Genomic DNA, 24671 nt, shown 5'->3' with positions numbered 1-24671 from the left:
TTTTGGCTTATGATTTATGGGAAGGCTTACGCCCTAGGACATATGCCGCGGCAAAGCCAGCAAGGGCGGCTCTATCGCGGTCAAGAATGGCCAGTTTTCCACACATGCGACAAGTTGCCTGAATGGCAGGACAAGTTGCTGTTCAAAGCGCGTTCACGGCGCATGATCCAATGGTTGTGGGCGTTGCCAACGGCGCAATTCCGCGCCACTAGCGCAAAGGCGACCATGGAGAGGTACCGGCCCGGCAACGGGCGATCGGGCAAGACCGGGTCCGGGTCGAACAGGAGATCATGAAGATGCGGGGTTCTTTCGGCAAATTCGGCAAGTCGGCAGCTGCGCGCGCCGCGCTCGGACTGGCGATCGCCACGGGCGTTGCAGCCGGCGGGTTCGTTCCGGCGGTGGCGAGCGCCAAGGAAAAGGAAGCCAAGGGCGGCAAGGTCAGCAATTCGCCCGAATTCGTGAAGGCCGCTCAGGCGTTCCAACCGGCGTTCACCGCCGCGCAGGGCCAGACTGGCGACGCACAGAAGACCGCGGGCCAGGCGCTGGTACCGCAGCTCGCGGCGATCCAGCCCAACGTCAAGACGCCCGCCGACCAGATCATCTTCGGCCAGTGGCAGCAGTCGGTCGGCAACTGGGTCGGCGACGGCGCGCTGGTGCGCACAGGCCTTCAGAACATGCTCGATTCCGGCCAGCTGCCGGCCGACAAGGTGAGCCTTGTACAGTTCTTCATCGGCGCCAAGGCTTATGAAGCCAAGGATTACGCCGGCGCGATCAAGGCGCTGCAGCCGGTCGTCGCGGCGAATTACACCGATGACGTGGCGGCGGAAATGCTGGCTGAAAGCTATGCCCAGACCGGCAACCCCAAGGCGGGTCTCGATGCGCTGAAGCAGGCGATCGCGGCGCGCAAGGCCGCTGGCGGCGTTGCGCCCGAGGCGTGGTACAGCCGTGCCAATCGCATCGCCTACAATGGCAAGCTGAACGCCGAAACGGGCGAATGGGCCATCATGCTCGCCCAGGCTTACCCGACGTCGCTCAACTGGCTTGGCGCCACGCAGCTGGTCCGCAATTCCAGCCAGTTTACTGCGCAGGAAAACCTCGACCTCGGCCGCCTGATGGACCGTTCGGGCGCGCTGAAGGCTGATCCGAAGTACACCGAGCGGGAATACGTCGATTACATCCAGGCTGCAGACGCTCGCCGGAACCCCGGCGAAGTGATCAAGGTGGCGCAGGAAGGTCTCGCTGCCGGCGCGCTGAAGTCGACCGACACCTTCGTCAGCGACGCCATGACGCAGGCCAAGGGTCGCATCGCGGCCGACAAGGCTTCGCTGCCCGGCCTTGCCAAGGATGCAGCGGCTGCTGCCAACGGCGTCACCGCCAATGCGGCGGGCGATGCCTACCTGCAGTATGGCGAAGCGGCCAAGGCGGAAGAGTTCTACAAGCTCGCGCTTACCAAGGGCGGGATCGACAAGGATCGCGCGCTGACCCGTCTCGGCATCGCCCAGGCAGACCAGGCGAAGTGGGCCGACGCGAAGGCGAGTTTCGCCCAGGTGACCGGCATTCGCGCGCCGATGGCCAAGCTGTGGACCGTCTGGGTCGACCAGAAGGCTGCCGGCAAGTAAGCCGTCAGGCCGATACGCCAAAAGGAAAAGGCGGCTCCGGTGGAGCCGCCTTTTTTCGTTGCCGATCGAACCGAACGTGTCTCAGGCGACCGGCTCGAAGGTGCCGTTGCCCTCGTCAAGCACGTGCAGCACGCCATCGGAAATCGCGAAGAACGCGCCACGCAGCTTGAGTTCGCCGCTGCGCTCCTTGGAGCGCACGCATGGGAAAGTACGCAGGTTCTGGAGGCTGACCTTGACGGCGGCCTGTTCCATCGCCCGCTCGGCCGTGCGGCCTTCGGTGCCATGCTCGTGGACGACCGGCTCGCGCGCCTCATCGAGCAGCCCGATCCAGTCGGCGACGAAGCCGCCTTCGCCAAGCTCGGCGCCCTTCAGGCTCTGGGTCAGGGCAGCCTTGCAACCGCCGCACATGCCGTGGCCCATGACCACGATCTCCTTGACCTTGAGCACCTGGACCGCGAATTCGAGCGCGGCCGAAACGCCGTGGTGCCCGGGGTTGGTCTCGAACGGCGGGACCATTGCGGCCACGTTGCGGACCACGAACATCTCGCCGGGATCGGTATCGAAGATCTGCGCGGGATCGACCCGGCTGTCCGAGCAGGCGATGATCATCACCTGTGGCTCCTGCCCGTCCTTCAGCTGCTGCCAGCGTTCGAGCCGGGGCGTCCAGCCATGTTCACGGAAACGGCGGTAGCCGGCGATGAGCTGCTCCAGCTCGGGGGATCTCTCGGTTGCCATGACCAGTGCCCTTGCAGGCTTAGATTGAGTCTTTCAAGTGCGCTGCGATGAGCCTATCTGGGCCCCATGACCGAACCTGTCACCAAGCTAGAGATCGAAAGCCGCCCCGTCCGCCAGCGCAAGCCGGACTGGATCCGCGTGAAAGCGCCCGTCAGCAAGGGCTATGGCGAGACGCGCCAGCTCATGCGCGATCTCAAGCTCAATACGGTGTGCGAAGAAGCGGCTTGCCCGAACATCGGCGAATGCTGGACCAAGAAACATGCCACGGTGATGATCCTGGGCGATGTCTGCACCCGAGCCTGCGCGTTCTGCAACGTGAAGACCGGCATGCCGCGCGCGGTCGATCCGTTCGAGCCGGGCCATGTTGCCGAAGCTGCCGCCAAGATGGGGCTTGAGCACATCGTCATCACCTCGGTCGACCGCGACGACCTTCCCGACGGTGGCGCTGGCCAGTTCGTGAAGGTGATCAAGGCCCTGCGCGAGCAGACGCCGAACACCACCATCGAGATCCTGACGCCCGATTTCCGTGGCAAGATGGCCGCTGCCGTTGCCGCGATCGTCGAGGCGGGCCCCGATGTCTACAACCACAACCTCGAGACCGTGCCGCGTCTTTATCCCACCATCCGGCCCGGTGCGCGCTACTACGCGTCGCTGCGCCTGCTGGAGGAAGTGAAGCGCCACAATCCGATGATCTTCACCAAGTCGGGCATCATGCTCGGGCTGGGTGAAGAACGGCTCGAGGTGCATCAGGTGATGGACGACATGCGCAGCGCGCAGATCGATTTCCTGACCATGGGGCAATACCTGCAGCCGACACCCAAGCACGCCAAGGTGATGGAGTTCGTCACGCCCAAGGCGTTCGATGCCTATGGCTCGATCGCGCGGGCCAAGGGGTTCCTGCAGGTGGCGTCGAGCCCACTGACCCGGTCGAGCTACCACGCCGGCGACGATTTCAAGCAGATGCGCGCCGCGCGCGAAGCGCAGCTCGCCAAGGCTGCGCTGAAGGGCTGAGCGTCGACGTGCCGCACATTTCCGAGCAGCGCCCCATGCCGTGGTCGCCGGAGCAGATGTTCGACCTTGTCGCCGACGTGAAGCGCTACGGCGAATTCCTCCCCTGGGTCGTGGCAACGCGGGTGAAGTCGGACAGCGAGCAGGAAATGGTGGCCGACATGCTGGTCGGCTTCAATGCGCTGCGCGAAAAGTTCACCTCGCGAGTGAAGAAGGATCGTCCGCACCGGATCGAGGTGGAATACCTTGACGGCCCGATGAAGAGCCTGTCGAATTCGTGGGCATTCGCGCCCGACGGAAAGGGCGGCTGCGTGATCGACTTCTGTGTCGATTTCACGTTCCGCAATGCGATCTTCGAGAAGCTGGCCGGCCAGTATCTCGACCGCGCCTTCCGCAAGATGGTCAACGCCTTCGAAGCGCGCGCCGAAAAGCTCTACGGCCTGCCTGCACCAACGGCCTAAGTCCCGGGCCGCGCATTCGGCAGGGTTTCAGTCGGCCGGCGGCATCAGCAGTTCAAGGGCGCAGATCGCAGCTTCACGGCGGACGTCGGAGCGCGTCGTCGCGTTCTCGAAGAACTTGAGTTCCGCATTTACCGCCTCAGGGTCCTCGCCGCGTTCGGCCTTTGCGAAGACGACGGTGCCGACCGGCTTCTGCTCGGATCCCCCGCCAGGTCCTGCGACGCCAGTGATCGCCACCGCCACATCCGCCCTCGAATGCTTGAGCGCGCCTTGCGCCATTGACCAGGCGACCGCGATCGAAACCGCGCCGAACGTGTCGATCACGTCCATTGAAACGCCCAGCATCTCGTTCTTGGATTCATTGGAATACGTGACGAAGCTGCGATCGAGCACCGCCGAGCTGCCCGCGATTTCCGTCAGGGCCGCGGCAACAAGACCGCCGGTGCAGCTTTCGGCCAGGGCAACGGTACGACCGCGCGCCGCATTTTCCTCGATCACGCGGCGTGCAAGATCGACGATTTGGGACAAAATCAGCGTTTCCATGGCGGGCTCAATTCAGCGGGCAAAGATTGAGGGTGGCCTTCTTGCCCGGCTTGGGACGATCGGCGAGGCCGACGATGAAGGTCAGTAGCTCGGCCGTGTTTTCCGGCGGCAGCGGGGACAGCAGGCGGGTGGCCCGTTCGATGGCAACGCACTGGTCGGGCTTGATCCCCTCGGTCACCATCTGCGCCACCATGCCTTCCGCAAAAGGCTGCAGCGCGCTGTCGGGAAGATTGCCGATCATGTCTTTCATCCGGGCGTCGCGGGAATCTCCGATCTTGAGGATCGCGGCCTTTGCCGCCGGCCATGCCTCCTGCTTGCGCGCCGCGTAGCGCTGGACCAGCGCGGGTCCCTGCGTCGCGAAATAGCCCTGCGGTGAAAGGGTAGGGCGACAGGCTTTCATCGCGCCGTCCATCACGACGGGCAGGGCGAAGGTGACCATGCCGGTCAGTTCGGGTTGGGTCAGGCAGTCCTGCGCCAATGCGGTCTGCGCAGACGCCATGCCGAGCAGCGCCGCTAGCGCGACGAATTTCGAAGTCACCTGCTTCATCCCGGAAACTCCTCCTGCAGCGGGACCATAACGGCCACGGCCTGCGCCGCGATCCCTTCGCCGCGACCGGTGAGGCCGAGCCGCTCGGTCGTGGTTGCCTTGACGCTTACCTGATCGATGTCCGCGCCCATGATTTTGGCAAGCCGGGCCCGCATCGCCGGCTTGTGCGGGCCGATCTTCGGGGCTTCGCAAATGATCGTCACGTCGACATTGCCGGGGCGATAGCCCGCCTTGCGCGCAAGCGCGACGGCGTGGGCTAGGAAGCGGTCGGATGATGCCCCCTTCCACTGCGGGTCCGAAGGCGGAAAATGGTCGCCGATGTCTCCGGCACCGATCGCGCCGAGAATGGCGTCGACGAGCGCATGGATGGCAACGTCCGCATCGCTGTGACCTGCAAGGCCCTTGTCGTGCGGTACGCGGATCCCGCAAAGCCAGAGCTCCTCGCCCTCGGCCAGGCGGTGGACGTCAAAGCCGAGCCCTGTGCGCGGGTGACGTTCGGGCAAGCTGATCTCCTCAAGGTCGGTGGCGAAGGTGACCTTGCGCAGTCGCTGGTCACCTTGGACGAGGCCGATGGCAAGTCCTGCCGCCTGTCCCACTTCGGCATCGTCACCCGCATCGGCAACGCCCTGCCAGGCGCGATACGCGGCGAGTATTTCCGCGAAGCGAAATGCCTGCGGTGTCTGCACGCGGTAGAGCCCGTCGCGGCTGACCGACTTGACCCGCACGCCTTCGTCGCCGCGCACGACGCTGTCGACTACGGGCAACACGGGAATGGCCCCGGGCTTTGAAGCCAAGGCTGTCACAAGGTCTTCGATCACGCGCGCCGGCAAGTCGGGCCGGGCCGCGTCGTGGATCAGGACGTTGGTGGGGCGATGCTCCTCCAAGGCCTGGAGCGAGAGGCGCACTGATTCCTGCCGGGTCTCGCCACCGTGGACGAGTACGATTTCATCGAGGCCGGAGAGGGCTTGCGCGGCAACGTCGTCCCAGCCAGCGGGAATGGCGACGACGATCGGGGCAATGCCCGCCTTAGCCATTGCCTGGGCCGAATGGCGCAGCAAGGGCGCGCCGCGCCATCGGGCGAACTGCTTGGGCACCTCGCCACCGGCACGCAGGCCCTTGCCCGCCGCGACGATGATCGCGGCGACTCCGGCGCTGGTTGATGGGGGAAGGGGCGCAGTCATGCGAGCGCGCCTCTACCAGTCACCTGCAGCCACAGGCAAGCGGGCAAGCGTGTCGGCCGATGACCTTGCCCTTCAGCGCCGGTTCCACTATGTGCTGCCTGTTTTTTAGGCAGAGCACCCTTTTCATGAACGCTACCCCAAAGCCGCCCAAGCTGCAGCCGCTGGCCGTCGGTCCCGTTACCGTCGGATTCCCGGTCGTGCTCGCGCCGATGACGGGTGTGTCGGACCTGCCATTCAGGACGATGGTACGGCGCTACGGGTCGGGGCTCAACGTCACCGAAATGATCGCCAGCCCGGCGGCGATCCGCGAAACGCGCCAGTCGATCCAGAAGGCGATGTGGCATCCCACCGAAGAGCCGGTGTCGATGCAGCTCGTCGGTTGCGAGCCGGAGCAGATGGGCGAGGCGGCGAAACTGCAGGAAGATCGCGGGGCCGCGATCATCGACATCAACATGGGCTGTCCGGTTCGCAAGGTCGTCAACGGCGATGCCGGGTCCGCGCTGATGCGTGACATTCCGCTCGCGACGCGCCTGATCGAAGCGACCGTGAAGGCAGTGTCGGTACCGGTGACGGTCAAGATGCGCATGGGTTGGTGCCACGATAGCCTCAACGCGCCCGAACTCGCCCGCATTGCGCAGGATATCGGCGCTAAGATGATCACCGTTCACGGCCGGACCCGCAACCAGATGTACAAGGGCAGCGCCGACTGGGCCTTTGTGCGCAAGGTGAAGGAAGCGGTGGACATTCCGGTCATCGTAAACGGCGATATCTGCGCGATCGAGGATGTTGCGCAGGCGATCGAGCAGAGCGGCGCCGACGGGGTGATGATCGGGCGCGGCTCCTACGGTCGGCCCTGGTTCCTCGGCCAGGTCATGCACTGGCTCGAAACGGGCGAGCGCCGGCCCGACCCGTCGCTCGCCGAGCAGTACGCAGTCATTGTCGAACACTACCACGCGATGCTCGAACACTACGGGCCGGTCACCGGCGTCAACATGGCGCGCAAGCACCTTGGCTGGTATACGAAGGGCCTGCCGGGCTCGGCCGAGTTCAGAAACCGCGTGAACTTCATCGACGATGCCGACGCCGTGCTAGAAAGCCTGGCTGGGTTTTATGGGCGCCTTCTCGATGCAGACCATGTCGACCGGCGCGCCGCCGCATGATCCAGCGGCCGTGAGCCTGCCGGGCGAGACGCGGCGGGAAGGGCATCGGCCCGATCCCAAGCGTCTTGTCGCCAGCCTCCCGCTGGCGGTTTTCCTGCTGGGCCCGGATCTGGTCGTCTCGTCGGTGAACCCGGCGGCCGAGCAGTTGGCCGGCAAGGGCGCACGCCGCCTGATCGGTCGCAACGTCGCCGAAATCTTCGAATTTGACGAGCCGCTCATCCTCGGCCGCTTGGCTGAGGGCGAAGCACAGCTGTTTGCGCGAGATGCGCAAGTGCGCGTGCTGCGCGAACCTGCGCGGCGTTTCGACGTGATGACGTCACCGGTAACCCATTCGCCGGGCTGGCAGATGCTGATCCTGCACGAAGTGCTGGGGGTCGACGCGCTGTCCGGCGATGGGGGCGGCTCTGGCGGCGGGGAAGGGGTGGCGCTCCGCGCGCCGGAGGTCCTCGCCCACGAAATCAAGAACCCGCTGGCCGGCATCCGCGGCGCCGCGCAATTGCTCGATCGCAAGCTCGAAGGCTCGGACAAGGCGTTGACCGGGCTGATCACGGCGGAAGTCGATCGCATCGCCAAGCTGATCGACCAGATGCAGTCGCTCTCGCGGCGCAGCCAGGAGCCGGCGGTGCCTTGCAACCTGCACGAAGCCGTGCGTCACGCGCAGGCCATCATTGCCGCATCCAGCAGCGGAAAATTGGTCGTGGAGGAAGAGTTCGATCCTTCGCTCCCGCCGATCATGGCTAACCCGGATGCGCTGGTGCAGGTCCTGCTCAACCTGATGACCAACGCGCGAGAGGCCTGCGAAGGCAGCACGCCGCCACGCATCGCCGTGCGCACGCGCTTTGCCAGCGGCATCCAGCTTCACGCGGGGCCGGGGGGCAAGCCGCTACGCCTACCGATCGAACTGCGGGTGAGTGACAATGGGCCGGGCATCGACCCTGCGCTTCGCGACCATATCTTCGAACCTTTCGTCACCGCCAAGAAGAGCGGCCAAGGGCTCGGCCTCGCGCTCGTGCAGAAACTGGTGCGCGAGATGCACGGGCGGATTTCGCACGATCGCGACGAGGGCAAGGGCTGGACGCACTTCCGTCTGCACCTGCCCGTTGCGGGAACGGTGCCGGTCGAAGCGGTGGGAGAGGCAGCCAAGTGAAGAAGTCGATCCTGCTCGTCGAGGATGACGCCTCGATCGCCATCGTCATCACCGCCGCGCTCGAGGCCGAGGGTTTCAAGGTCGACCGGTGCGATTCGATCGCCGAACGCGACCGGCTGCTGGCGGACAGAGCCTATGGTCTGATGCTGACCGACGTCATGCTCACCGATGGTGATGGGATCGAAAGCCTTGGCCGGGTGCGTCTGAACTGCCCGCAGATGCAGGTCATCATCCTCAGTGCCCAGAACACGCTCGATACTGCCGTGCGGGCCAGTGATACCGGCGCGTTCGAGTATTTTCCCAAGCCCTTCGATCTCGAAGAACTGGTCCGCACGGTCCGCCAGGCCATCGGGTCGAGCCATAATGCCGAAGGCTCTGGCGAAGCTTCGGACGAGCCGCAGGCACTGCCGCTGGTCGGCCGCAGTCCGGCGATGCAGGCCGTCTACCGCATGATCACGCGCGTGCTGCGCAACGATCTGACCGTGCTGATCTTGGGCGAATCCGGCACGGGCAAGGAACTGGTGGCAGAAGCGATCCACCAGCTCGGCAACCGCGCGCAGGGGCCGTTCATCGCGGTCAACACCGCCGCCATTCCTGCCGAGCTGATCGAAAGCGAGCTTTTCGGTCACGAAAAGGGCGCGTTCACCGGCGCGCACGCCCGCCACATCGGCAAGTTCGAGCAGGCAGGCGGGGGTACCCTGTTCCTCGACGAGATCGGCGACATGCCGATGCAGGCCCAGACGCGCCTGCTCCGCGCCCTGCAGTCGGGCCGCATTCGCCGGGTCGGCGGTACGGAGGAGATCACGCTCGATTGCCGGATCGTGGCAGCGACCAACCGCGATCTTGTGCCGATGATCGCAGCGGGCCAGTTTCGCGAAGACCTATATTACCGCATCGCGGTGGTGCCGATCGAGCTTCCCCCGCTCAGGGAACGGGCCGACGATATCGAAGCCCTGTCGCGGCACTTTCTTGCGCTGGCGGCGAGTGAGGGCCTGCCGCGCCGGTCGCTGACGGCCGCAGGGGCTGCGCTGCTGGCCCGGCAGCCGTGGCGCGGCAACGTTCGCGAACTGCGAAATTTCATCTATCGTCTGGCCTTGCTGGCCCGCGACGAGGTGATCGATACGAGCACCATCGAGCCGCTGCTGGCCGGCGACGGTGGTGCACACACGCGTGACGACGGCGAGCCCGCGCGGCAGGCGGACTTCGGGGAAGCACTCGCGAGCTGGCTGGCCGTAGCCCGCCCGCAACCCGGCGCACTCTACGACGAGGCGCTTGCTGCCTTCGAGCGCCCACTGTTCCTCCACGCCCTGTCGACCACCGGCGGAAACCAGCTACGCGCGGCGCAGTTGCTCGGCATCAATCGCAACACCTTGCGCAAGCGGTTGAGCGAATTAGATATTGTACCGGAAGTAGCGCTCGCAAAGCCCTAACTTGCCCCGCCCAAAGGGCATCCGCGCGTAAATGCCTTGCAAACAAGCAACATGGGTGTTGTTTGTAGGCCACTATGATGCAGCAACTCCGATCCGAGTCACGCCGCTCGCCACGATGGTGGCGCAGGCTGCTCGTGACGCTGCGCAGGGCCAACGTCTTCCTGCTGCTCGAGCTAACCGCGGTCTTCATTCTCGCGGTGGCCCTGTGGGTCAGCTGGAGCACATTCAGCGCCAACACCGCGGCGAACCAGCTGCTTCCTTCGCGGATCACGTCGAGCCTCCTGATCGGCACGCTTGTGCCGGCGATGGCCTTGATCGTGCTGTTCGGCCGAAGGATCGCGCTGCGCCGCGCCTCGAAGAGCGTCCTTGGCAGCAGTGGCCGGCTGCATCTGCGGCTTGTCTGGCTGTTTTCGCTGATCGCAGCAATCCCGACCCTGCTTGTCGTGCTGTTCGCCTCGCTGCTGTTCCAGTCTGGCGTAGAGTTCTGGTTCTCGGACAATTCGCGCGGAATGCTGGAAAACGCCAACAATCTGGCGCGCGGCTACTACGCCGACAAGCTGCGCGACGTGGGCAATGAGAGCGTCGCGATGGCCGGCGACTTGCGCGATTATCTGGCCCAGGCGCCGATCACCAGCCAGGACTTCGCCGAAGGCTATTCGTGGCAGGTCATCAACCGCAAGCTCAACGAATCCGCGCTGGTGGAGCGCCGGCCCGACGGAACGCTGCGCACGGCCGCGATCGTCGATCCCAATTCGAACGACGATCGCCAGCGCATCACGCCTGACGAGTTGCAGAAGATCGATGCCGGCGAACCTGTCGTCGTCAATGCTTCGGCGGAACGGATCGAGGCGGTCACGCCGGTCGATCGGACGCGCGGCATCTACCTCTACGTCGCGCGCAACTCCGATGCGCTTGCGCTCAACCAGTGGCAGCGTGCGCAGTCGGTCCTGAAGGCATACGATGTCCTCACACGCCGTGCCCGTGCGCTGCAGCTGCGCTTCAACCTGGCACTTTTCGGCATTAGCCTCGCGCTGGTCTCGCTTGCGGTTTGGGTGGCGCTGCGGTTCGCCGACCGCCAGGTCGCACCGCTGGTGGAGCTGGTTTCGGCCGCGCGCAACGTCGGCAGCGGCAATTTTTCGATGCGGGTGACGCCCCATAGCGGAACCGACGAAGTTGGCCTGCTGACGCGGGCCTTCAACCGGATGACGGCGCAGCTCGAAGGCCAGACGCAAGCGCTGGTCAGCGCCAATGCGCAGCTCGAAGTGCGGCGCGCGTTCATCGAGGCGGTCGTTGAATCGATCACCGCCGGTATCGTCTCGATCGACAAGGAAGGCGCCATCCGCCTGATCAACAGCTCGGCCCAGAAGCTGCTGCGCGATCCCGATGCGAAGGATCTCGTTGGTACGCCGCTTGCGGAAATCGCCCCTCAACTGGCGCAACTGGTGGAATCGGGCGATCCGAGCGGGCTGGTCCACTATTCCAAGAACGGCGACCTGCTGACGCTCGCCGTCAAGGTGACGCACGACACGACCGGCCATGTGGTCACGTTCGAGGACATCACGCGGCAGCTCCTCGATCAGCGGCGCGCCGCGTGGTCCGATGTTGCTCGCCGCATCGCCCACGAAATCAAGAATCCGCTCACGCCGATCCAGCTGGCCACCGAGCGGCTCAAGCGGCGTTATCGCCGGCAGATCGAGACCGATCCGGAATTGTTCGAGGAGTTGACCGCCACGATCATCCGCCAGGTCGGCGACTTGCGCAAGATGGTGGACGAATTCTCGTCGTTTGCGCGCCTGCCCAAGCCCGTGTTCCGCAACGAGGATGCGAGCGATCTCGTGCGGCAGGCCCTGTTCCTGCAGGAGGTTGCCCATCCGGAGATCGACTATTCGTTCACGGGCGAGGGGGGTATGGTGTTCGAGGCGGATCGCCATCAGGTGGGTCAGGCCATGACCAATGTCCTCAAGAATGCCCTCGAAGCCATTGAACAGCGAGCAAAAGTCGAAGTGGGCGCTTACAAGGGCCGCATCGCCGTATCGCTTGCAGGCGATGCGCAATCTGTCACCGTTGCGGTCGCCGACAACGGCGTCGGCCTACCGGTCGATCGCGAGCGCATCCTCGAACCGTACATGACCACGCGCGAGAAGGGCACCGGCCTTGGCCTCGCCATCGTCAACAAGATCGTCGAGGAACACGGCGGCGAGATGCAGTTCGCCAACGAACCCGGCGGCGGCACCCGGGTAATCATGCGCTTCGCCCGCAATCCTCTCGATTCCAACCTATCTGATCCGGCCTCGGCGTCCGCGCCGATGGCGTTGTGACCGACAACCGCAGGAATTCTGGCATGGCACTCGATATCCTCATCGTCGATGACGAGCGCGATATTCGCGAACTGGTCGCTGGCGTGCTGAGCGACGAAGGCTATGGCTGTCGCACGGCGGCGGACAGCACCGCGGCGCTGGCCGCGATCGACGAGCGCCGACCCAGCCTGGTGCTGCTCGACGTGTGGCTGCACGGTAGCCCGATGGACGGACTGGAAGTGCTCGACGAGATCAAGAAGCGCGAGCCCGAGCTTCCCGTCCTGATCTTCTCGGGCCACGGCAACATCGACACGGCGGTTTCTGCGATCAGCCGTGGCGCCATGGACTTCATCGAGAAGCCGTTCGAGGCCGAACGCCTCCTGCTGCTGGTCGAAAGGGCCACCGAAACCGAGCGACTGCGGCGCGAAAACCAGCGCCTGCGCGAAGGCTTTGCCATCGCCGACGAATTCACCGGCAATAGTGCGTCGATCAACGCCGTTCGCGCGACTTTGAAGCGTGTGGCCAACACCGGCAGCCGGCTTCTGATCACGGGCCCGGCTGGAGCGGGCAAGGAAGTGGCCGCGCGCCTGCTCCATTCGTGGAGCCCGCGTGCGCAGAGCGCTTTCGTCACCGTAAGCGCCGCCCGGATCACTCCCGAACGATTCGAGCAGGAACTGTTCGGCGAAGAAGCCGATGGCAAGCTGGTGCGGGCAGGGCTGCTGGAGATGGCAGACGGCGGAACGCTGTTCCTCGACGAAGTTGCCGATATGCCGGCCTCCAGCCAGGCGCGCATCCTGCGGGTGCTGACCGATCAGGCATTTGTCCGCGTTGGTGGCAATCGCCAGATCAGGGTCGACGTGCGCGTGGTTTCATCGACTTCGCGCCCGCTCGAGAAGGAAATTGCCGAGCGGCGCTTTCGCGAAGACCTGTACTATCGCCTCAACGTCGTCCCCGTCACGATCCCGCCTCTCAACGAACGGCGCGACGACATTCCCTCGCTGATCGACCACTTCTTCACCCGTTATGCGAGTGAGCAGGGGATTGCGCCGCCGGTCGTCTCGGCCGAGGCGATGGCCGCGCTGCAAGCCTATGACTGGCCGGGCAATGTGCGGCAGCTGCGCAATGTCGTCGAACGCACGATCATCCTCGCCCCGCGCGACCGGCTCGAACGGATCGAGGCCGACATGCTGCCCTCCGAAATCGTCAGCACGCGCTTCGGAGGCGGGAACACCTCGTCCGCGCTGATGGGCGTGCCGTTGCGCGAAGCGCGGGAGAATTTCGAGCGCGAATATTTGAAAGTCCAGATCCGGCGATTTTCCGGCAACATTTCAAAGACTGCCAGCTTCATTGGCATGGAGCGGTCGGCTTTGCATCGAAAACTCAAGCTGCTCGGCATGGCCGAGCGGCGCGAGGACGAGGACGACGACGAATAGCGATCCCGCCAAGGCTGCCGGAACCGTGGTAGAACTTACATGTTTACCCGCAGGGCATCGGGCAATAAGTTGTCATTGAACCCGGCCAAGGTTTCCCGATCCAGATTCGGGAGACCGAGGCCAGATCGCGACGGTCAGCATAAAGGCCGCGCCAATACGAAGGAGTCACATCATGACCGGACGGACCCTTTCTGCCCGCCCTCGTTCCAAGGCGGCCGAACCCGCAAATGAAGCGGCACCTTCAGCCTCTTCGCCCGCTGCTCCGTCGCCATCGGCCGGACCTTCGGGAGGCAAGGGCCAGAACCTGCAGGACCTGTTCCTCAACCACCTGCGCAAGAACAAGATTCCTGTCACCATGTTCCTGGTGAAGGGCGTGAAGCTGCAGGGCATCGTGACCTGGTTCGACAACTTCTCGATCCTGCTTCGTCGTGATGGGCAGTCCCAGCTCGTCTACAAGCACGCGATCAGCACGATCATGCCCGGCCAGCAGCTTTCGGTCGCCCACTTCCAGGGCGGCGGGGACGACAACGGCAAGAAGCGCCTGCTGCAGGAAGTCTTCTTGTCCAGCGTGCGCGATGCCGGGGTCCAGGTCACGATGTTCCTCGTCAACGGCGTCATGCTCCAAGGCAAGGTCGCCTCGTACGATCTGTTCTGCATGCTGCTCGAACGCGAGGGCTATGTCCAGCTTGCCTACAAGCACGCGGTGTCGACCATCCAGCCTGCGGGCCATGTCGACCTGTCGGGCGACTGGGACGGCGAGAGCACCTGACCTTTGAGCACATTTGAATTCGGCCGCGACGCGGGTGATCTCGAAGGCGAGGTGACCCGCGGCGCGCGCGCCATCGTTGTTCTGCCAGATATCCGCAAAAAGGGCGGCGGCCTTGGTGAAGATGCCGAGGTGAGGCTGTCAGAGGGGCAGGGCCTTGCCCGCGCCATCGGGATCGAGGTCGTCGATGCCTTCGTGCTGCCGATCCGCGCGGTGCGCCCGGCGACGTTGTTCGGCGAAGGCCAGGTGGAGCGCATCGGTGTCGCGCTGGCGCAGAACGAAGCCGAACTCGTCATCGTCGACGGCTCGCTCTCGGCAATCCAGCAGCGCAACCTTGAAGAAAAGCTCAAGCACAAGGTCATCGACCGGACGGGCTTGATCCTCGAAATCTTCGGCGAGCGTGCCGCGACCGCTGAAGGACGCCTGCAGGTCGAACTGGCCCACTTGGATTACCAGGCAGGCCGGCTCGTGCGATCGTGGACGCACCTTGAACGCCAGCGCGGCGGCTTCGGCTTTCTTGGCGGGCCGGGCGAAACCCAGATCGAGGCAGACCGCCGTATGATCCGCAACCGCATGGCGCGGCTGCGGCGCGAACTCGAACAGGTGCGGCGCACGCGTGGCCTGCATCGCGATCGCCGCCAGCGCGCGCCTTGGCCGATCATCGCACTGGTGGGCTATACCAACGCGGGCAAGTCGACGCTGTTCAACCGCTTGACCGGTGCGGGCGTGATGGCCGAAGACTTGTTGTTCGCAACGCTTGATCCGACGATGCGCGCGATCCGTCTGCCCGGCGTCGAAAAGGCGATCCTGTCGGATACCGTGGGGTTCATCTCGGACCTTCCGACGCAGCTCGTCGCCGCCTTCCGCGCGACGCTCGAAGAGGTAACCGCCGCCGATGTGATCGTGCACGTACGCGATATCTCCAATCCGGCAACCGCGCAGCAAAAAGCAGAGGTTGAAGAGATCCTCGCCGATCTGGGCGTAATCGGGGAGGATGGCAGTTCGGTGCCGATCATCGAGGCGTGGAACAAGTGGGACCTGCTCGCGCCTGACGAGCGCGACATGCGGCGCGATCTCATCACTCATGGCGTGCCCGAAGTGCCGGTCGTGCCGATCTCGGCGGTGACCGGGGAGGGGGTGACCGACCTTCTCGAACGGCTCTCCTCGCTGCTGACCGGGGGCGCGCAGGAACTCGAACTGACTGTGCCACTAAGCGACGGCCAGCGCCTCGCCTGGCTTCACGCCCATGGCGAGGTCTTGTCCGAACGCCAAGTGGAGGACGAGGCGGGCATGCCGTCGCTGCGCCTCAATGTACGGCTGAGCCCCAAGGATCTGGGACGGTTTACCCGTATCTAGCCCGCCACCGGCGGGTGTGCTTGCTCGGCACGCTCGGCCGCCTTTACCCTTTGCCATAGCGCCTCCTGCGCATCGAGCGACAGGGTTTCGAAACCGCCATTGGCGAGTGCCTCCATCGCCCGGAAGCGGCGCTCGAACTTGGCATTGCCGAACCGCAAGGCATCTTCCGGCGCAATGCCGTACTTTCGCACCACGTTCACCGCGGCGAACAGCAGATCGCCGGCTTCGGCAAGCCGTTCCTCGTCTGTTTCAGCCGCGGCAAGCTCGGCCACTTCCTCGGCAAGCTTGGTCGTCGGGGTGTCTGTATCGGGCCAATCGAAGCCTACGCGGGCGGCACGCTTCTGCAGTTTTTCCGCACGCATCAGTGCAGGAAGGGCGGAGGCGACGCCGTCCAGCGCGCTGGTCGCGCCCTTGGCCGCGCGCTCTGCCGCCTTGGCTGCTTCCCAGCGTTCCTCGCGGGCCTGGCCATCTGCGCTGGCGGTGCCGAAGATGTGTGGATGGCGGGCTTCCATCTTGTCCGCTATCGCTGCAGCGACGTCATCGAACCCGAACGTGCCGGCTTCCTCTGCAATCCGCGAATGGAACACGACCTGGAGCAGGAGGTCGCCGAGTTCCTCGCGCAGTGCCGCCATGTCATTGCGCTCGATCGCGTCGGCGACCTCGTAGGCTTCCTCGATTGTATAGGGCGCGATGGTGGAAAAGGTCTGCGCCTTGTCCCATTCGCACCCGCGCTGCGGGTTGCGCAGGGTCGCCATGATGTTCAGCAGGCGATCGAGGTTGTTCGAAAGGGCCTTGCGACTGGCAGGGGGGCCTTGCTCCACGCGACATGCTCCAGTTCGATAATAATGATTATGTTAAATCGCAGGTGGACGCGCGGATCCAAAGGCAAGCGCCACCACGACGATGATGGCAATCCAGCCTGCCGCCATCAGCAGCATCCTCTGCCGCGGCAACGTGCGCATACGGCCGTTTGCGCCCACGAGAACGAGCGCCATGACGATCCCGATGATCGCGATCAGCTTGTCACCGCTCACAGTTCGATCTCCATGCCGTCATAGCCCGGCTCGACATGTGCCGGCGTTTCCGCACACAACGCGCGGTAGTCCATTGACTTGTCGAGATGCGTCAGCACGCCACGTCCGGCACGGCTCGCTTCGACCAGTTCCAGCGCCATGCCCAGATGCGCGTGCGTCGGATGCGGCTGACGTCGCAAGGCGTCGACCACCAGTACGTCCACCTTGTCGAACAGCGCCACCATTTCGGCATTGATCTCGCTGAAATCCGTCGCATAGCCGATGGACTTCCCATTCTGGTCGAAACGGAATGCGGTCGATTGCGCCGGACCATGGAGCATCTGGCAATGACTGACGCCAATGCCGGCGATCATCCGCACGCGGTCAAGGTTATCCAGATTGCAGATAGTGGGATAGCCATGTTGCCCGGCAAAGACATAGCCGAACCGCTGCCGCAGCCGCCGGACCGTCTCGTCCGCCGCGTAGCCCGGAATTGGCGCGCCGCGCCCCATCCGCAACGGCCGCAAGTCGTCGATGCCATGGGTATGGTCGGCGTGATCATGCGTCCACACTACGCCATCGATCCGGCCGATCCCAGTTGACAGAAGCTGGTGGCGCAGGTCCGTCGGCGTGTCGACCAGGATGCGCGCCCCATCAGCGCCTTCCACCATGATCGCCACCCGCGTACGACGGTTGCGCGGTTCTTCAGGATCGCAATCGCCCCAATCATTGCCAATCCGCGGAACGCCGGTAGACGTGCCCGATCCCAGGACGATCAGTTTCACGCCGCCGCCTTCGCAAACAGCCTGAAGAAGTTGGCGCCGGTAAGCTCAGCCAGTTTCTCAGGTACCGTGCCCCGCAAGCCAGCGACGAAGCGCAGCGTGTCGGACACGAATGCGGGTTCGCAGGTCTTGCCCCGGTGCGGCACGGGGGCAAGGAACGGCGCGTCGGTTTCGACCAGCAGCCGGTCGTCAGGCACTTCGGCGGCAAAGGCCTGCAAGTCCTTGGCATTCTTGAACGTGACGATGCCCGAAAGCGAGATGGTGAGGCCCAGCTCAAGCACCGCGCGGCCAAATTCGGGCGAAGCGGTGAAGCAGTGGATCAGCGCGGGGAAAGTGCCCTTCCCCTTCTCTTCGGCAAGGATCCGCAGCGTGTCGTCCTCCGCCTCACGCGTGTGGATGATCAATGGCAGCCCTGTTTCGCGTGCCACCTGGATATGCACGCGGAACAGGTCTTGCTGCACCTGCCGATCCGAATGATCGTAGTAATAGTCGAGCCCGGTTTCGCCGATCGCGATCACACGCGGATCCTGCGTCGCTTCGCGTAGCACGGCTTCACCCAGATCGGCGTGTCCGTCGGCTTCGTGCGGATGAATGCCGACGCTCGCCCAGACATCCGGCTCGCGATGCGCCGTAGCCACCACATCGGCCCACTCGCGCTGGCGGGTCGAGATATTGAGAAATCCCCGCACGCCCGCTTTGCGCGCGCGAAGGAGCACCTCTTGCTGCTCTTCGATCAGACCCTTGTAGTTGAGGTGGCAATGCGAATCGATCAGCATCAGGCGGCGTCTTCCTGCGGCAGTTCCAGACGCGGGAACGCGCCGACCGGTGCGGACAGGCGTTCGCCGGCGTTAACCCGGTCCATGTACCATTCGGCATGGCCGAGATCCGCGATCCGCCGCTGGTCCGCCGGGATGCCGAGCTGGTCAAGCACCTTGGCGGCCGCGCCCGGCGCGACCGGGGCAATGGCGATGGTAAGGTCGCGGATGGCCATGAACAGACAAAGCAGGACGGCGCGCATGCGTTCCGGATCGGTCTTGCGCAGCGACCACGGCGCCTGTTCATCGATATAGGCGTTGCAGGCGAACACCGCGCGCATCCATGCATCGATCCCGGCGGAGAAGTTCAGCGCGGCGAATTCGCGCGGAAGGTCGACCGCGCACGCTTCGCGCACCGTGGCGAGCAGCACGTCATCCGCCTCGATCGTCGAAAAGGTGGCAAGTTCGCCGTCCATGTTCTTGAAGATCATGGACAGCACGCGCTGGACCAGGTTGCCGTAGCTGTTCGCCAGCTCGGCATTGCAGCGCGTGACGATCGCCTCTGGCGAATAGGAGCCGTCCTGCCCGAACGCCACTTCGCGCATCAGGAAGTAGCGCAGCGCGTCGACGCCGAACCGCCCGGCCAGCTCGACCGGATCGGTCACGTTGCCAAGGCTCTTGGATTCTTTCTGGCCGCGATTGAGCAGGAAACCGTGGCCGAACACCTGCCGGGGAAGCGGCAGGGCGGCGCTCATCAGGAAGGCCGGCCAGTAGATCGTGTGGAAGCGGACGATGTCCTTCCCGATCAGGTGCAGGTTTGCGGGCCAGTACTTTTCAACCGCAGAAGTTTCCCCGGGGAAACCCAACCCGGTCAGGTAGTTGGTCAGCGCATCGACCCAGACGTACATGACGTGGTTGTCGCTTCCCGGAACCTTCACCCCCCAGTCGAAGCTGGTGCGCGAAACCGATAGATCGCGCAGGCCCTGGCTGACGAACGCGATCATCTCGTTGCGGCGCGCGTCGGGCTGGATGAACTCGGGGTTCTCCCGGTAGAGCGTGAGCAGCGGTTCCTGATACTTCGACAGGCGGAAGAACCACGATTCCTCTACCGTCCATTCGACCGGCGTGCCCTGCGGCGAGAGCTTGGTGCCCCCTTCCCCTTCGACAAGCTCGCTCTCGTCGTAGTAAGCTTCGTCGCGGACCGAGTACCAGCCCTCGTAGCGATCTAGATAGAGGTCGCCATTGGCTTCCATCCGGCGCCAGATGGCTTGGCTCGCTTCGTGATGGCGCGCTTCGGTGGTGCGCAGGAAAACATCGTAATCGATATTCAAAGTGGCGCACATATCGATGAAATGCTGCGACATTTCATCGGCAAGTTGCTTCGGTGTAATGCCCAGGTCGCGCGCCTTCTGTGCCATCTTGAGCCCGTGCTCGTCGGTCCCGGTCTGGAAGCGCACGTCGCGGCCCATCGACTTTTGGAAACGGGCGATGACGTCAGCGGCAATCGCTTCGTAGGCATGGCCGATGTGCGGCTTGCCGTTGGGGTACGAAATGGCGGTGGTGATGTAGTAGGGTTCGCCCATTGGGACGGTCGCTTCCTTATGGATTTTGCATGCCTATCGGCTTGCAGCTTCCCTAGTGCGCGCGGCCGATGCCAGCAACCCGCCGATTTCCAGCACCAGCAGGCCGGGGTCGTAATTGTAGATCGGAGCCTGCGCGGCGAGGTTCACGATCCGGGCATGCGCGTCGGCAATCCGCACGCGCCGCGCATCGTCTTCTGCGCCAAGTGCAAGCACCAGCACCATGCGCGCTGCCTCGATCGCCGCCATCTGCCGTTCGCGATCGGGTCGCGCGCCGATCACCTCGGTCAACCGCCCGCGCAAGGCGAAGTCCGGATCGCCCCGCTCGACAAGCTGCTGCATCACGGCGAAGACCTGCCCCAGGTCCTGCTCGGCAAAATGGAGCGCCGCGCCCGGCGATCCCGCCGCCACGGCCACCGCCGCGCGCCGCGTGGCTTCATCCAGCCCGGGCGCCCCCATGTCGAGAGCACGCGCCAGTTGATCGTTATCGAGCGTGTGGAACCGAAGCACCTGGCAACGCGAACGCACGGTGGGCAGCAATCGCCCGGGCTGGTGCGTCACCAGCAGGAAGAACGTCCCCTGCGGCGGTTCCTCCAGGCTCTTGAGCAAGGCGTTCACGGCCGCCTTTTCCAGCAGGTCAGCACTGTCGATGATCACCGCGCGCCGGGCACCGAGCGTTGGCCGCGTGACGAGCCTGCGCTGTATGCCCCGGATCTGGTCGACGCTGATGCTGCGCTTTTTCTGATATGGCCGACGATCCTCCATCTTCTTCGCCTCGTCATCGTTGGCGGGAAGCGGGATCAGCAGATGGATATCGGGATGGCTCTCCGGCGCGGGTTGCGGCATGCCGGCTTCGGCCACCAGTTCGGCCGCCGCTGCCATTGCAAAGGTAGCCTTGCCCAAGCCTTCGCGCCCGGCGAGCAACCACGCATGGTGCATGCGATGGCCGTTCATCGCCGCGCGCCACGCCGCCCACGGCTGTTCGTGGCCCAGCAAATCAGTCACACGCGGCTTCCGAGCGCGGCAATGATGCGGGCGTGCACATCCTCGGGCGACCCGGCAGCCTCGACCGTTGCGAAACGCGCCGGCTCGGCTTGTGCCAAACGGTCGAATGCGGCGGCGACCCGCGCGTGGTAGTCGGCAGCGCGACCGCCGATCCGGTCGGTATTCCCGCGATCGCGCAAGGCAAGGCGGGCTGCCGCCTCCCCAGGCGAAAGCGTGAGCAGCAGCGTTACGTCCGGGAGCAGCCCTTCGCTGCCGATGCGGTGCAGGTCCAGCAGATCGGCGTCGGACAGCCCCCCTCCGCCGCCCTGGTAGGCTCTGCTGGAATCGAGATACCGGTCACAGATCACCACCGCACCGCGCGCCAGCGCCGGGCGGATCAGCTTGTCGACATGATCGGCGCGCGCTGCGGCGAAGAGCAGCGCTTCGGCGCGCGGCCCCCAGCCATCCCCCTCAATGGACAGGAGCAGCGAACGGATCGCCTCTGCACCGGATGTGCCACCGGGTTCGCGGGTCAGGACAACTTCGCGGCCCTTCTGGCGAAACGCGTCGCCCAGCAGGCGCGCCTGCGTGGACTTACCCGCGCCCTCGCCGCCCTCGAGCGCAAGGAACAGGCCCGATGGCGACATCAGCGGCCCGCCATGGACAGAAAACCGTTGCGAAGACGCGCAATGACGCCCCCCTTGGCAACGTCGTTCGCCGCCACCAGCGGCAGGGCCTCTTCGGGCTGCCCCGGAATGCGCACGAGCAGCGTTGCCACCTGCTGTCCCTTCGCGATCGGCGCGCGCAAGGGTCCCTTGTAACGGATCGCCAGCGTCGGCCTGCCTGCTGTGCCCGCCGGCAAGGTCAAAGCGAAATCGTGCGGCGCGACGAGATCGACCCCGGTATCTTCGCCCCCTTGGACAGCGGCGCTGCCAAGCCGTGAACCGGCCTTGTAGAGGGGGTGCGACGACCACGCCGCAAAGCCCCATTCGATCAGCGCGCGCGATTGTTGCGCCCGGTCGTTGGGGCGGTCGTAGCCGCCCACCACCATCATCAGCCGCCGTCCGTTGCGCGTGGCAGAGCCGACGAGGCCGTAGCCAGCCTCGTTGGTGAAGCCCGTCTTCACCCCGTCTGCGCCTTCGGTATGGCCGTAGAGGGGGTTGTGATTGTTCTGCGTGATGCCGCCCAGCGTCGCCTGATGATGGCCGTAGAACCGCTTGTAAAGCGCCGGATGGCGGGTGATGAGCGCCATCGACAGCTTGGCGAGGTCGGCCGCCGAAACCCAAGTTTGCCCTTCATCCATCCAGCCATTGGGCGTGTTGTAGTGCGTGTCGCGCATGCCCAGCTTCTTGGCTTCAGCGTTCATCATCGCAGTGAAGCCGGGAACCGAGCCGGCAACGCCTTCAGCCAGCACCACGCAGCCATCGTTCGCCGATACGGTTACGATGCCTTCGAGCAGGTCGGCGACGGTGGTCTGACTGTTGTTGCCCAGGAACATCGTGCTGCCGACGCCGTGCCACTTGGCAAAGGTTTCGGGCTTCATCGTGAACGTCTGGCCAAGCTGAAGCTTGCCCTGGTCGATCAGTTCGAAGGCGACGTAGCTGGTCATGATCTTCGTCAGCGATGCCGGGACGAAGCGCCGGTGCGACTGGCGCTCGAACAGCACGCGGCCCGAATTCACGTCGATCAGCAAGCCGATCGGTGCGCTGATTTCCGGCATCGGGGCAACCGCGCCTGCGATTGCGGGCAATGCGGGCGCACTGCCGGGTGCAGCGGCCGAAACGGGAACGGATGCGAGCGTCAGCGCGCCAAGAAAAGCAATCGGACGATACAAGCAGCAACCCCATGGATCGGGGGTTCCGAACGCCTTACCTGTCGATCAGAACCCGGGCGTCGGCATAGCCTGCCCGCTTCGCCTTCGCCAGAGCGGCCTGCGCGTCCGTCGTGGACGAAGCGGCAATCCGCACGCGCCACAACTTGCCTGCCGCCGAAACGCTGCCGCCAACCTGCCTGGCTGCAGCTTCTGCGCGATCCCGGGTCGAAAAGGCGCCGACCTGGACGAAGCGCGCGCTTTTGACTGTCGTTTGTTCCGAAGACTTTTGCGCCGGCTTGCGGGTCGCTGCCGTTGACGCGGGGGCTGGCTGGGGGACCGGCTGAACCGCTGCTTCGCTCACGGCCGGTTTCGCCGTGGTCGCAGGCCTGGGCCTGACGACGGGGCGCGGCAAAGCGGGCTTGGCGGTCGCTACCGGGTTCTTCGGGGTGGAAACCTGTGGCGGTGGCGGCAGGACCGGGGCCGAAGGCGCGGCGGCCAAAGGTGCGACCGGCACGATGCCGAGCTTGCGCTTGAGCGCCGCGAGCAGTCCTGGCGGCGTATCCATGCGCGGCGGCACTTCCTGCCCGGTGCGCAGCAGGGCTCGCTCGTTTTCCGGTGGGTTGACCCGGCGGACCCGAACCGCCGCGCGCGATCCTTCGGCAAGCCCCAGCTGCGCGCGTGCCATGGGGGTCAATTCGATCAGGGCATCCCCCGTCATCGGCCCGCGGCGATCGATGCGGACCAGCGTGGTCTTGCCCGAATCCAGCGCCGTCACTTCGACGTAGGAGGGATAGGGCAACGTGCGGTGGCCCCCTGCCACGCCAGCGCCATCGGCCGTCACCGCATAGCCGACCGCGTCATAGTTGAGCGTGTCGACGGGGGTGTAGATGACGCCATCGATCGTGATCGGATCGCCAACAGTAACCGGATAGTCCCCCGCCGGCCCGAACCGGTCGACCGCGGGCGGCGGCGCCGCGCCCAGCAGGGCAAGCGCAAGAAGCGGTGCAAATCGGTTAGCGGGCAATCTCATCAGCAAGCAATCCCACGGACAGGGCATAAAAGTTCGAGCAGTTATAATCGAGGATGACTCGATAATTTCCGGTTAGCAGATAACCGGTCCGCCCTTGTCCATCGGGTTCGATGAGGGTTGCCTGAACGTCGTCGGCAAGGCCCGCGCCCTGCGGCGTTACGCCGAGCACGCGCCATTCGCGCATTGTCTTCCAGCCCGAATGCCGCGCGAAGACCTGCGGGCAGCGCGGGCTGACCAGCGTCGTGGCAAGGCTCGCCCTGTCGAGCGATGCCGGCACGTCCACGGCCACGCCCCACGGTTGACCCGGTCGCCAGCCTGCATCGCGGAAATAGTTCGCGATCGATGCCAGCGTGTCGGGCGTGCTGGACCAGATGTCGGCGAGGCCGCTGCCGTCAGCATCCTGGGCCACGCGGAGGTAGACGCTCGGCAGGAACTGCGGGTTGCCGAAGGCCCCTGCCCAGCTGCCGACCAGCTTCGACCGCGGTACGCCCCGGTCGATCATCTTGAGCAGCGCGACGAACTCGTCGGCGAAAAGCTCGCGCCGGCGTCCTTCATAGGCCAGTGTCGCCAGCGACCGGGCAAGGTCGAAGTCGCCGGTATAGCTGCCGTAGTTGCTTTCGTGCCCCCAGATGGCGAGCACGATCTTTCCCGGCACGCCGTACTGTCGCTCGATCTGGGCAAGCAGCGCCGAATTGGCTGCGTACTGGCGCCTGCCGCCCGCAATCCGCGCCGCATCGACGTGCGTGCGGCGATAGGGCGCAAACGGGCTGAAACCGGTGCTGGGCCCGCCGCCTGGCTGGCTGCGGTCGAGCTGGATGACGCGTGGGCTGAAGGTCAGCGTCGGGATGACACTGTTTATCGTCGATTCCCGCACGCCGGCGGCCCGGGCACGCGCGGCGAGGAGTTGCAGATACCCCGGAAAGCCCGCCTCATCCTCGGCGGTCTGGGCCCGGGCAACCGGCATTGTCCCGACCATTCCGGCAAGGGCGCAGGCGATGAGCATGGAGCACGGGAAACGGCGGCGAAGCGCTTGC

The 24671-nt window shown here is 65.0% G+C and carries 24 protein-coding genes; 10 read left to right on the top strand and 14 right to left on the bottom strand.

All coding sequences use genetic code 11. The annotated features are described in order from the left end of the window. Positions 1 to 296 precede the first annotated feature (296 nt). Positions 297 to 1619, top strand: coding sequence for a hypothetical protein (locus AACH40_RS08245; RefSeq protein WP_338645525.1), 1323 nt, complete (start codon positions 297 to 299; stop codon positions 1617 to 1619). An 81-nt stretch (positions 1620 to 1700) separates the two neighbouring features. Here AACH40_RS08245 and AACH40_RS08240 read toward each other — a convergent pair whose 3' ends face one another. Next, on the bottom strand, positions 1701 to 2354 hold the full coding sequence (locus AACH40_RS08240) for a carbonic anhydrase (protein ID WP_169493312.1): 654 nt from the start codon (positions 2352 to 2354) through the stop codon (positions 1701 to 1703). Between the two features lie 66 nt (positions 2355 to 2420). Here AACH40_RS08240 and lipA point away from each other — a divergent pair, with 66 nt between their 5' ends. Both lipA and AACH40_RS08230 read left to right on the top strand, forming a co-directional pair. Beyond that, positions 2421 to 3365 (top strand): lipoyl synthase, encoded by a 945-nt coding sequence (gene lipA / locus AACH40_RS08235; RefSeq protein ID WP_169493311.1) that lies wholly within the window; start codon positions 2421 to 2423, stop codon positions 3363 to 3365. A gap of 8 nt (positions 3366 to 3373) precedes the next feature. Then, positions 3374 to 3823 (top strand): SRPBCC family protein, encoded by a 450-nt coding sequence (locus tag AACH40_RS08230; protein ID WP_169493310.1) that lies wholly within the window; start codon positions 3374 to 3376, stop codon positions 3821 to 3823. A gap of 27 nt (positions 3824 to 3850) precedes the next feature. Here AACH40_RS08230 and AACH40_RS08225 read toward each other — a convergent pair whose 3' ends face one another. The 3 genes from AACH40_RS08225 to AACH40_RS08215 are packed head-to-tail and all read right to left on the bottom strand — an operon-like array spanning position 3851 to position 6091. Then, entirely contained in the window at positions 3851 to 4363 is a 513-nt protein-coding gene (locus AACH40_RS08225; RefSeq protein WP_338645520.1) for a CinA family protein, read from the bottom strand. 7 nt (positions 4364 to 4370) lie between these two features. Continuing rightward, positions 4371 to 4910, bottom strand: a complete 540-nt coding sequence (locus AACH40_RS08220) for a hypothetical protein (RefSeq protein WP_338645518.1) — start codon at positions 4908 to 4910, stop codon at positions 4371 to 4373. Next, positions 4907 to 6091, bottom strand: a complete 1185-nt coding sequence (locus AACH40_RS08215; protein ID WP_338645516.1) for a bifunctional 2-C-methyl-D-erythritol 4-phosphate cytidylyltransferase/2-C-methyl-D-erythritol 2,4-cyclodiphosphate synthase — start codon at positions 6089 to 6091, stop codon at positions 4907 to 4909. The genes AACH40_RS08220 and AACH40_RS08215 overlap by 4 nt, the downstream gene beginning before the upstream one ends. A gap of 125 nt (positions 6092 to 6216) precedes the next feature. Between AACH40_RS08215 and dusB the strand changes: the two genes are divergently transcribed. The 7 genes from dusB to hflX all read left to right on the top strand — a co-directional run bounded on the left by dusB (position 6217) and on the right by hflX (position 15680). After that, a complete protein-coding gene (gene dusB / locus AACH40_RS08210; protein WP_338645514.1) occupies positions 6217 to 7251 on the top strand; it encodes a tRNA dihydrouridine synthase DusB in 1035 nt (344 codons plus the stop codon). After that, positions 7226 to 8398: a two-component system sensor histidine kinase NtrB gene (locus tag AACH40_RS08205; protein WP_422394902.1), complete on the top strand. Its 1173-nt coding sequence runs from the start codon at positions 7226 to 7228 to the stop codon at positions 8396 to 8398. Before dusB ends, AACH40_RS08205 begins: the two co-directional genes overlap by 26 nt. Then, positions 8395 to 9828: a sigma-54 dependent transcriptional regulator gene (locus tag AACH40_RS08200; RefSeq protein ID WP_338645510.1), complete on the top strand. Its 1434-nt coding sequence runs from the start codon at positions 8395 to 8397 to the stop codon at positions 9826 to 9828. Before AACH40_RS08205 ends, AACH40_RS08200 begins: the two co-directional genes overlap by 4 nt. A gap of 74 nt (positions 9829 to 9902) precedes the next feature. Beyond that, complete coding sequence (locus AACH40_RS08195; protein ID WP_422394892.1) at positions 9903 to 12146, top strand: sensor histidine kinase; 2244 nt, start codon at positions 9903 to 9905, stop codon at positions 12144 to 12146. Between the two features lie 23 nt (positions 12147 to 12169). Then, positions 12170 to 13558 (top strand): sigma-54-dependent transcriptional regulator, encoded by a 1389-nt coding sequence (locus AACH40_RS08190; RefSeq protein WP_169493303.1) that lies wholly within the window; start codon positions 12170 to 12172, stop codon positions 13556 to 13558. A 172-nt stretch (positions 13559 to 13730) separates the two neighbouring features. Beyond that, on the top strand, positions 13731 to 14327 hold the full coding sequence (hfq, locus tag AACH40_RS08185) for an RNA chaperone Hfq (protein ID WP_338645507.1): 597 nt from the start codon (positions 13731 to 13733) through the stop codon (positions 14325 to 14327). A gap of 3 nt (positions 14328 to 14330) precedes the next feature. Beyond that, a complete protein-coding gene (hflX, locus tag AACH40_RS08180) occupies positions 14331 to 15680 on the top strand; it encodes a GTPase HflX (protein WP_338645505.1) in 1350 nt (449 codons plus the stop codon). Here hflX and mazG read toward each other — a convergent pair. Genes mazG through AACH40_RS08130 form a run of 10 tightly spaced genes read right to left on the bottom strand, consistent with a single transcriptional unit; the run spans position 15677 to position 24601 of the window. After that, entirely contained in the window at positions 15677 to 16501 is an 825-nt protein-coding gene (mazG, locus tag AACH40_RS08175) for a nucleoside triphosphate pyrophosphohydrolase (RefSeq protein WP_338645503.1), read from the bottom strand. The two genes, hflX and mazG, sit on opposite strands and share 4 nt — an antisense overlap. Before the next feature lie 33 nt (positions 16502 to 16534). After that, positions 16535 to 16714 (bottom strand): hypothetical protein, encoded by a 180-nt coding sequence (locus AACH40_RS08170; RefSeq protein WP_169494791.1) that lies wholly within the window; start codon positions 16712 to 16714, stop codon positions 16535 to 16537. Beyond that, positions 16711 to 17478 (bottom strand): MBL fold metallo-hydrolase, encoded by a 768-nt coding sequence (locus AACH40_RS08165; RefSeq protein ID WP_169494792.1) that lies wholly within the window; start codon positions 17476 to 17478, stop codon positions 16711 to 16713. Before AACH40_RS08165 ends, AACH40_RS08170 begins: the two co-directional genes overlap by 4 nt. Next, the gene (locus tag AACH40_RS08160) at positions 17475 to 18251 is read right to left on the bottom strand and encodes a TatD family hydrolase (RefSeq protein WP_338645498.1); all 777 of its coding nucleotides are present in this window, start codon (positions 18249 to 18251) and stop codon (positions 17475 to 17477) included. The genes AACH40_RS08165 and AACH40_RS08160 overlap by 4 nt, the downstream gene beginning before the upstream one ends. Next, positions 18251 to 19813 carry a methionine--tRNA ligase gene (gene metG, locus AACH40_RS08155; RefSeq protein ID WP_338645496.1) on the bottom strand — a complete coding sequence of 521 codons (1563 nt, stop codon included), beginning with the start codon at positions 19811 to 19813 and terminating at the stop codon, positions 18251 to 18253. The genes AACH40_RS08160 and metG overlap by 1 nt, the downstream gene beginning before the upstream one ends. 33 nt (positions 19814 to 19846) lie before the next feature. After that, positions 19847 to 20815 carry a DNA polymerase III subunit delta' gene (locus AACH40_RS08150; RefSeq protein WP_338645494.1) on the bottom strand — a complete coding sequence of 323 codons (969 nt, stop codon included), beginning with the start codon at positions 20813 to 20815 and terminating at the stop codon, positions 19847 to 19849. Then, positions 20812 to 21441, bottom strand: coding sequence for a dTMP kinase (gene tmk / locus AACH40_RS08145; protein WP_338645492.1), 630 nt, complete (start codon positions 21439 to 21441; stop codon positions 20812 to 20814). The genes AACH40_RS08150 and tmk overlap by 4 nt, the downstream gene beginning before the upstream one ends. Then, on the bottom strand, positions 21441 to 22628 hold the full coding sequence (locus AACH40_RS08140) for a D-alanyl-D-alanine carboxypeptidase family protein (RefSeq protein ID WP_338645490.1): 1188 nt from the start codon (positions 22626 to 22628) through the stop codon (positions 21441 to 21443). Before AACH40_RS08140 ends, tmk begins: the two co-directional genes overlap by 1 nt. Positions 22629 to 22662: 34 nt before the next feature. Further along, positions 22663 to 23637, bottom strand: a complete 975-nt coding sequence (locus tag AACH40_RS08135) for an SPOR domain-containing protein (RefSeq protein WP_338645487.1) — start codon at positions 23635 to 23637, stop codon at positions 22663 to 22665. After that, a complete protein-coding gene (locus tag AACH40_RS08130; protein ID WP_338645484.1) occupies positions 23621 to 24601 on the bottom strand; it encodes a lytic murein transglycosylase in 981 nt (326 codons plus the stop codon). The genes AACH40_RS08135 and AACH40_RS08130 overlap by 17 nt, the downstream gene beginning before the upstream one ends. Between the last annotated feature and the right edge of the window lie 70 nt (positions 24602 to 24671).

This window comes from Novosphingobium olei, assembly GCF_037076535.1.
Taxonomy (GTDB): domain Bacteria; phylum Pseudomonadota; class Alphaproteobacteria; order Sphingomonadales; family Sphingomonadaceae; genus Novosphingobium; species Novosphingobium olei.
The sequence above is the reverse complement of the archived record's forward strand: the minus strand, read 5'-3'. Positions and strand labels throughout refer to the sequence as shown.

Coding starts and splice junctions, on each gene's coding strand:
- AACH40_RS08245 (WP_338645525.1), top strand. CDS start 297: ATGCGGGGTTCTTTCGGCAAATTCGGCAAGTCGGCAGCTGCGCGCGCC.
- AACH40_RS08240 (WP_169493312.1), bottom strand. CDS start 2,354: ATGGCAACCGAGAGATCCCCCGAGCTGGAGCAGCTCATCGCCGGCTAC.
- lipA (WP_169493311.1), top strand. CDS start 2,421: ATGACCGAACCTGTCACCAAGCTAGAGATCGAAAGCCGCCCCGTCCGC.
- AACH40_RS08225 (WP_338645520.1), bottom strand. CDS start 4,363: ATGGAAACGCTGATTTTGTCCCAAATCGTCGATCTTGCACGCCGCGTG.
- AACH40_RS08220 (WP_338645518.1), bottom strand. CDS start 4,910: ATGAAGCAGGTGACTTCGAAATTCGTCGCGCTAGCGGCGCTGCTCGGC.
- AACH40_RS08215 (WP_338645516.1), bottom strand. CDS start 6,091: ATGACTGCGCCCCTTCCCCCATCAACCAGCGCCGGAGTCGCCGCGATC.
- dusB (WP_338645514.1), top strand. CDS start 6,217: ATGAACGCTACCCCAAAGCCGCCCAAGCTGCAGCCGCTGGCCGTCGGT.
- AACH40_RS08205 (WP_422394902.1), top strand. CDS start 7,226: ATGTCGACCGGCGCGCCGCCGCATGATCCAGCGGCCGTGAGCCTGCCG.
- AACH40_RS08195 (WP_422394892.1), top strand. CDS start 9,903: ATGATGCAGCAACTCCGATCCGAGTCACGCCGCTCGCCACGATGGTGG.
- AACH40_RS08190 (WP_169493303.1), top strand. CDS start 12,170: ATGGCACTCGATATCCTCATCGTCGATGACGAGCGCGATATTCGCGAA.
- hfq (WP_338645507.1), top strand. CDS start 13,731: ATGACCGGACGGACCCTTTCTGCCCGCCCTCGTTCCAAGGCGGCCGAA.
- AACH40_RS08160 (WP_338645498.1), bottom strand. CDS start 18,251: ATGCTGATCGATTCGCATTGCCACCTCAACTACAAGGGTCTGATCGAA.
- metG (WP_338645496.1), bottom strand. CDS start 19,813: ATGGGCGAACCCTACTACATCACCACCGCCATTTCGTACCCCAACGGC.
- tmk (WP_338645492.1), bottom strand. CDS start 21,441: ATGTCGCCATCGGGCCTGTTCCTTGCGCTCGAGGGCGGCGAGGGCGCG.
- AACH40_RS08135 (WP_338645487.1), bottom strand. CDS start 23,637: ATGAGATTGCCCGCTAACCGATTTGCACCGCTTCTTGCGCTTGCCCTG.
- AACH40_RS08130 (WP_338645484.1), bottom strand. CDS start 24,601: ATGCCGGTTGCCCGGGCCCAGACCGCCGAGGATGAGGCGGGCTTTCCG.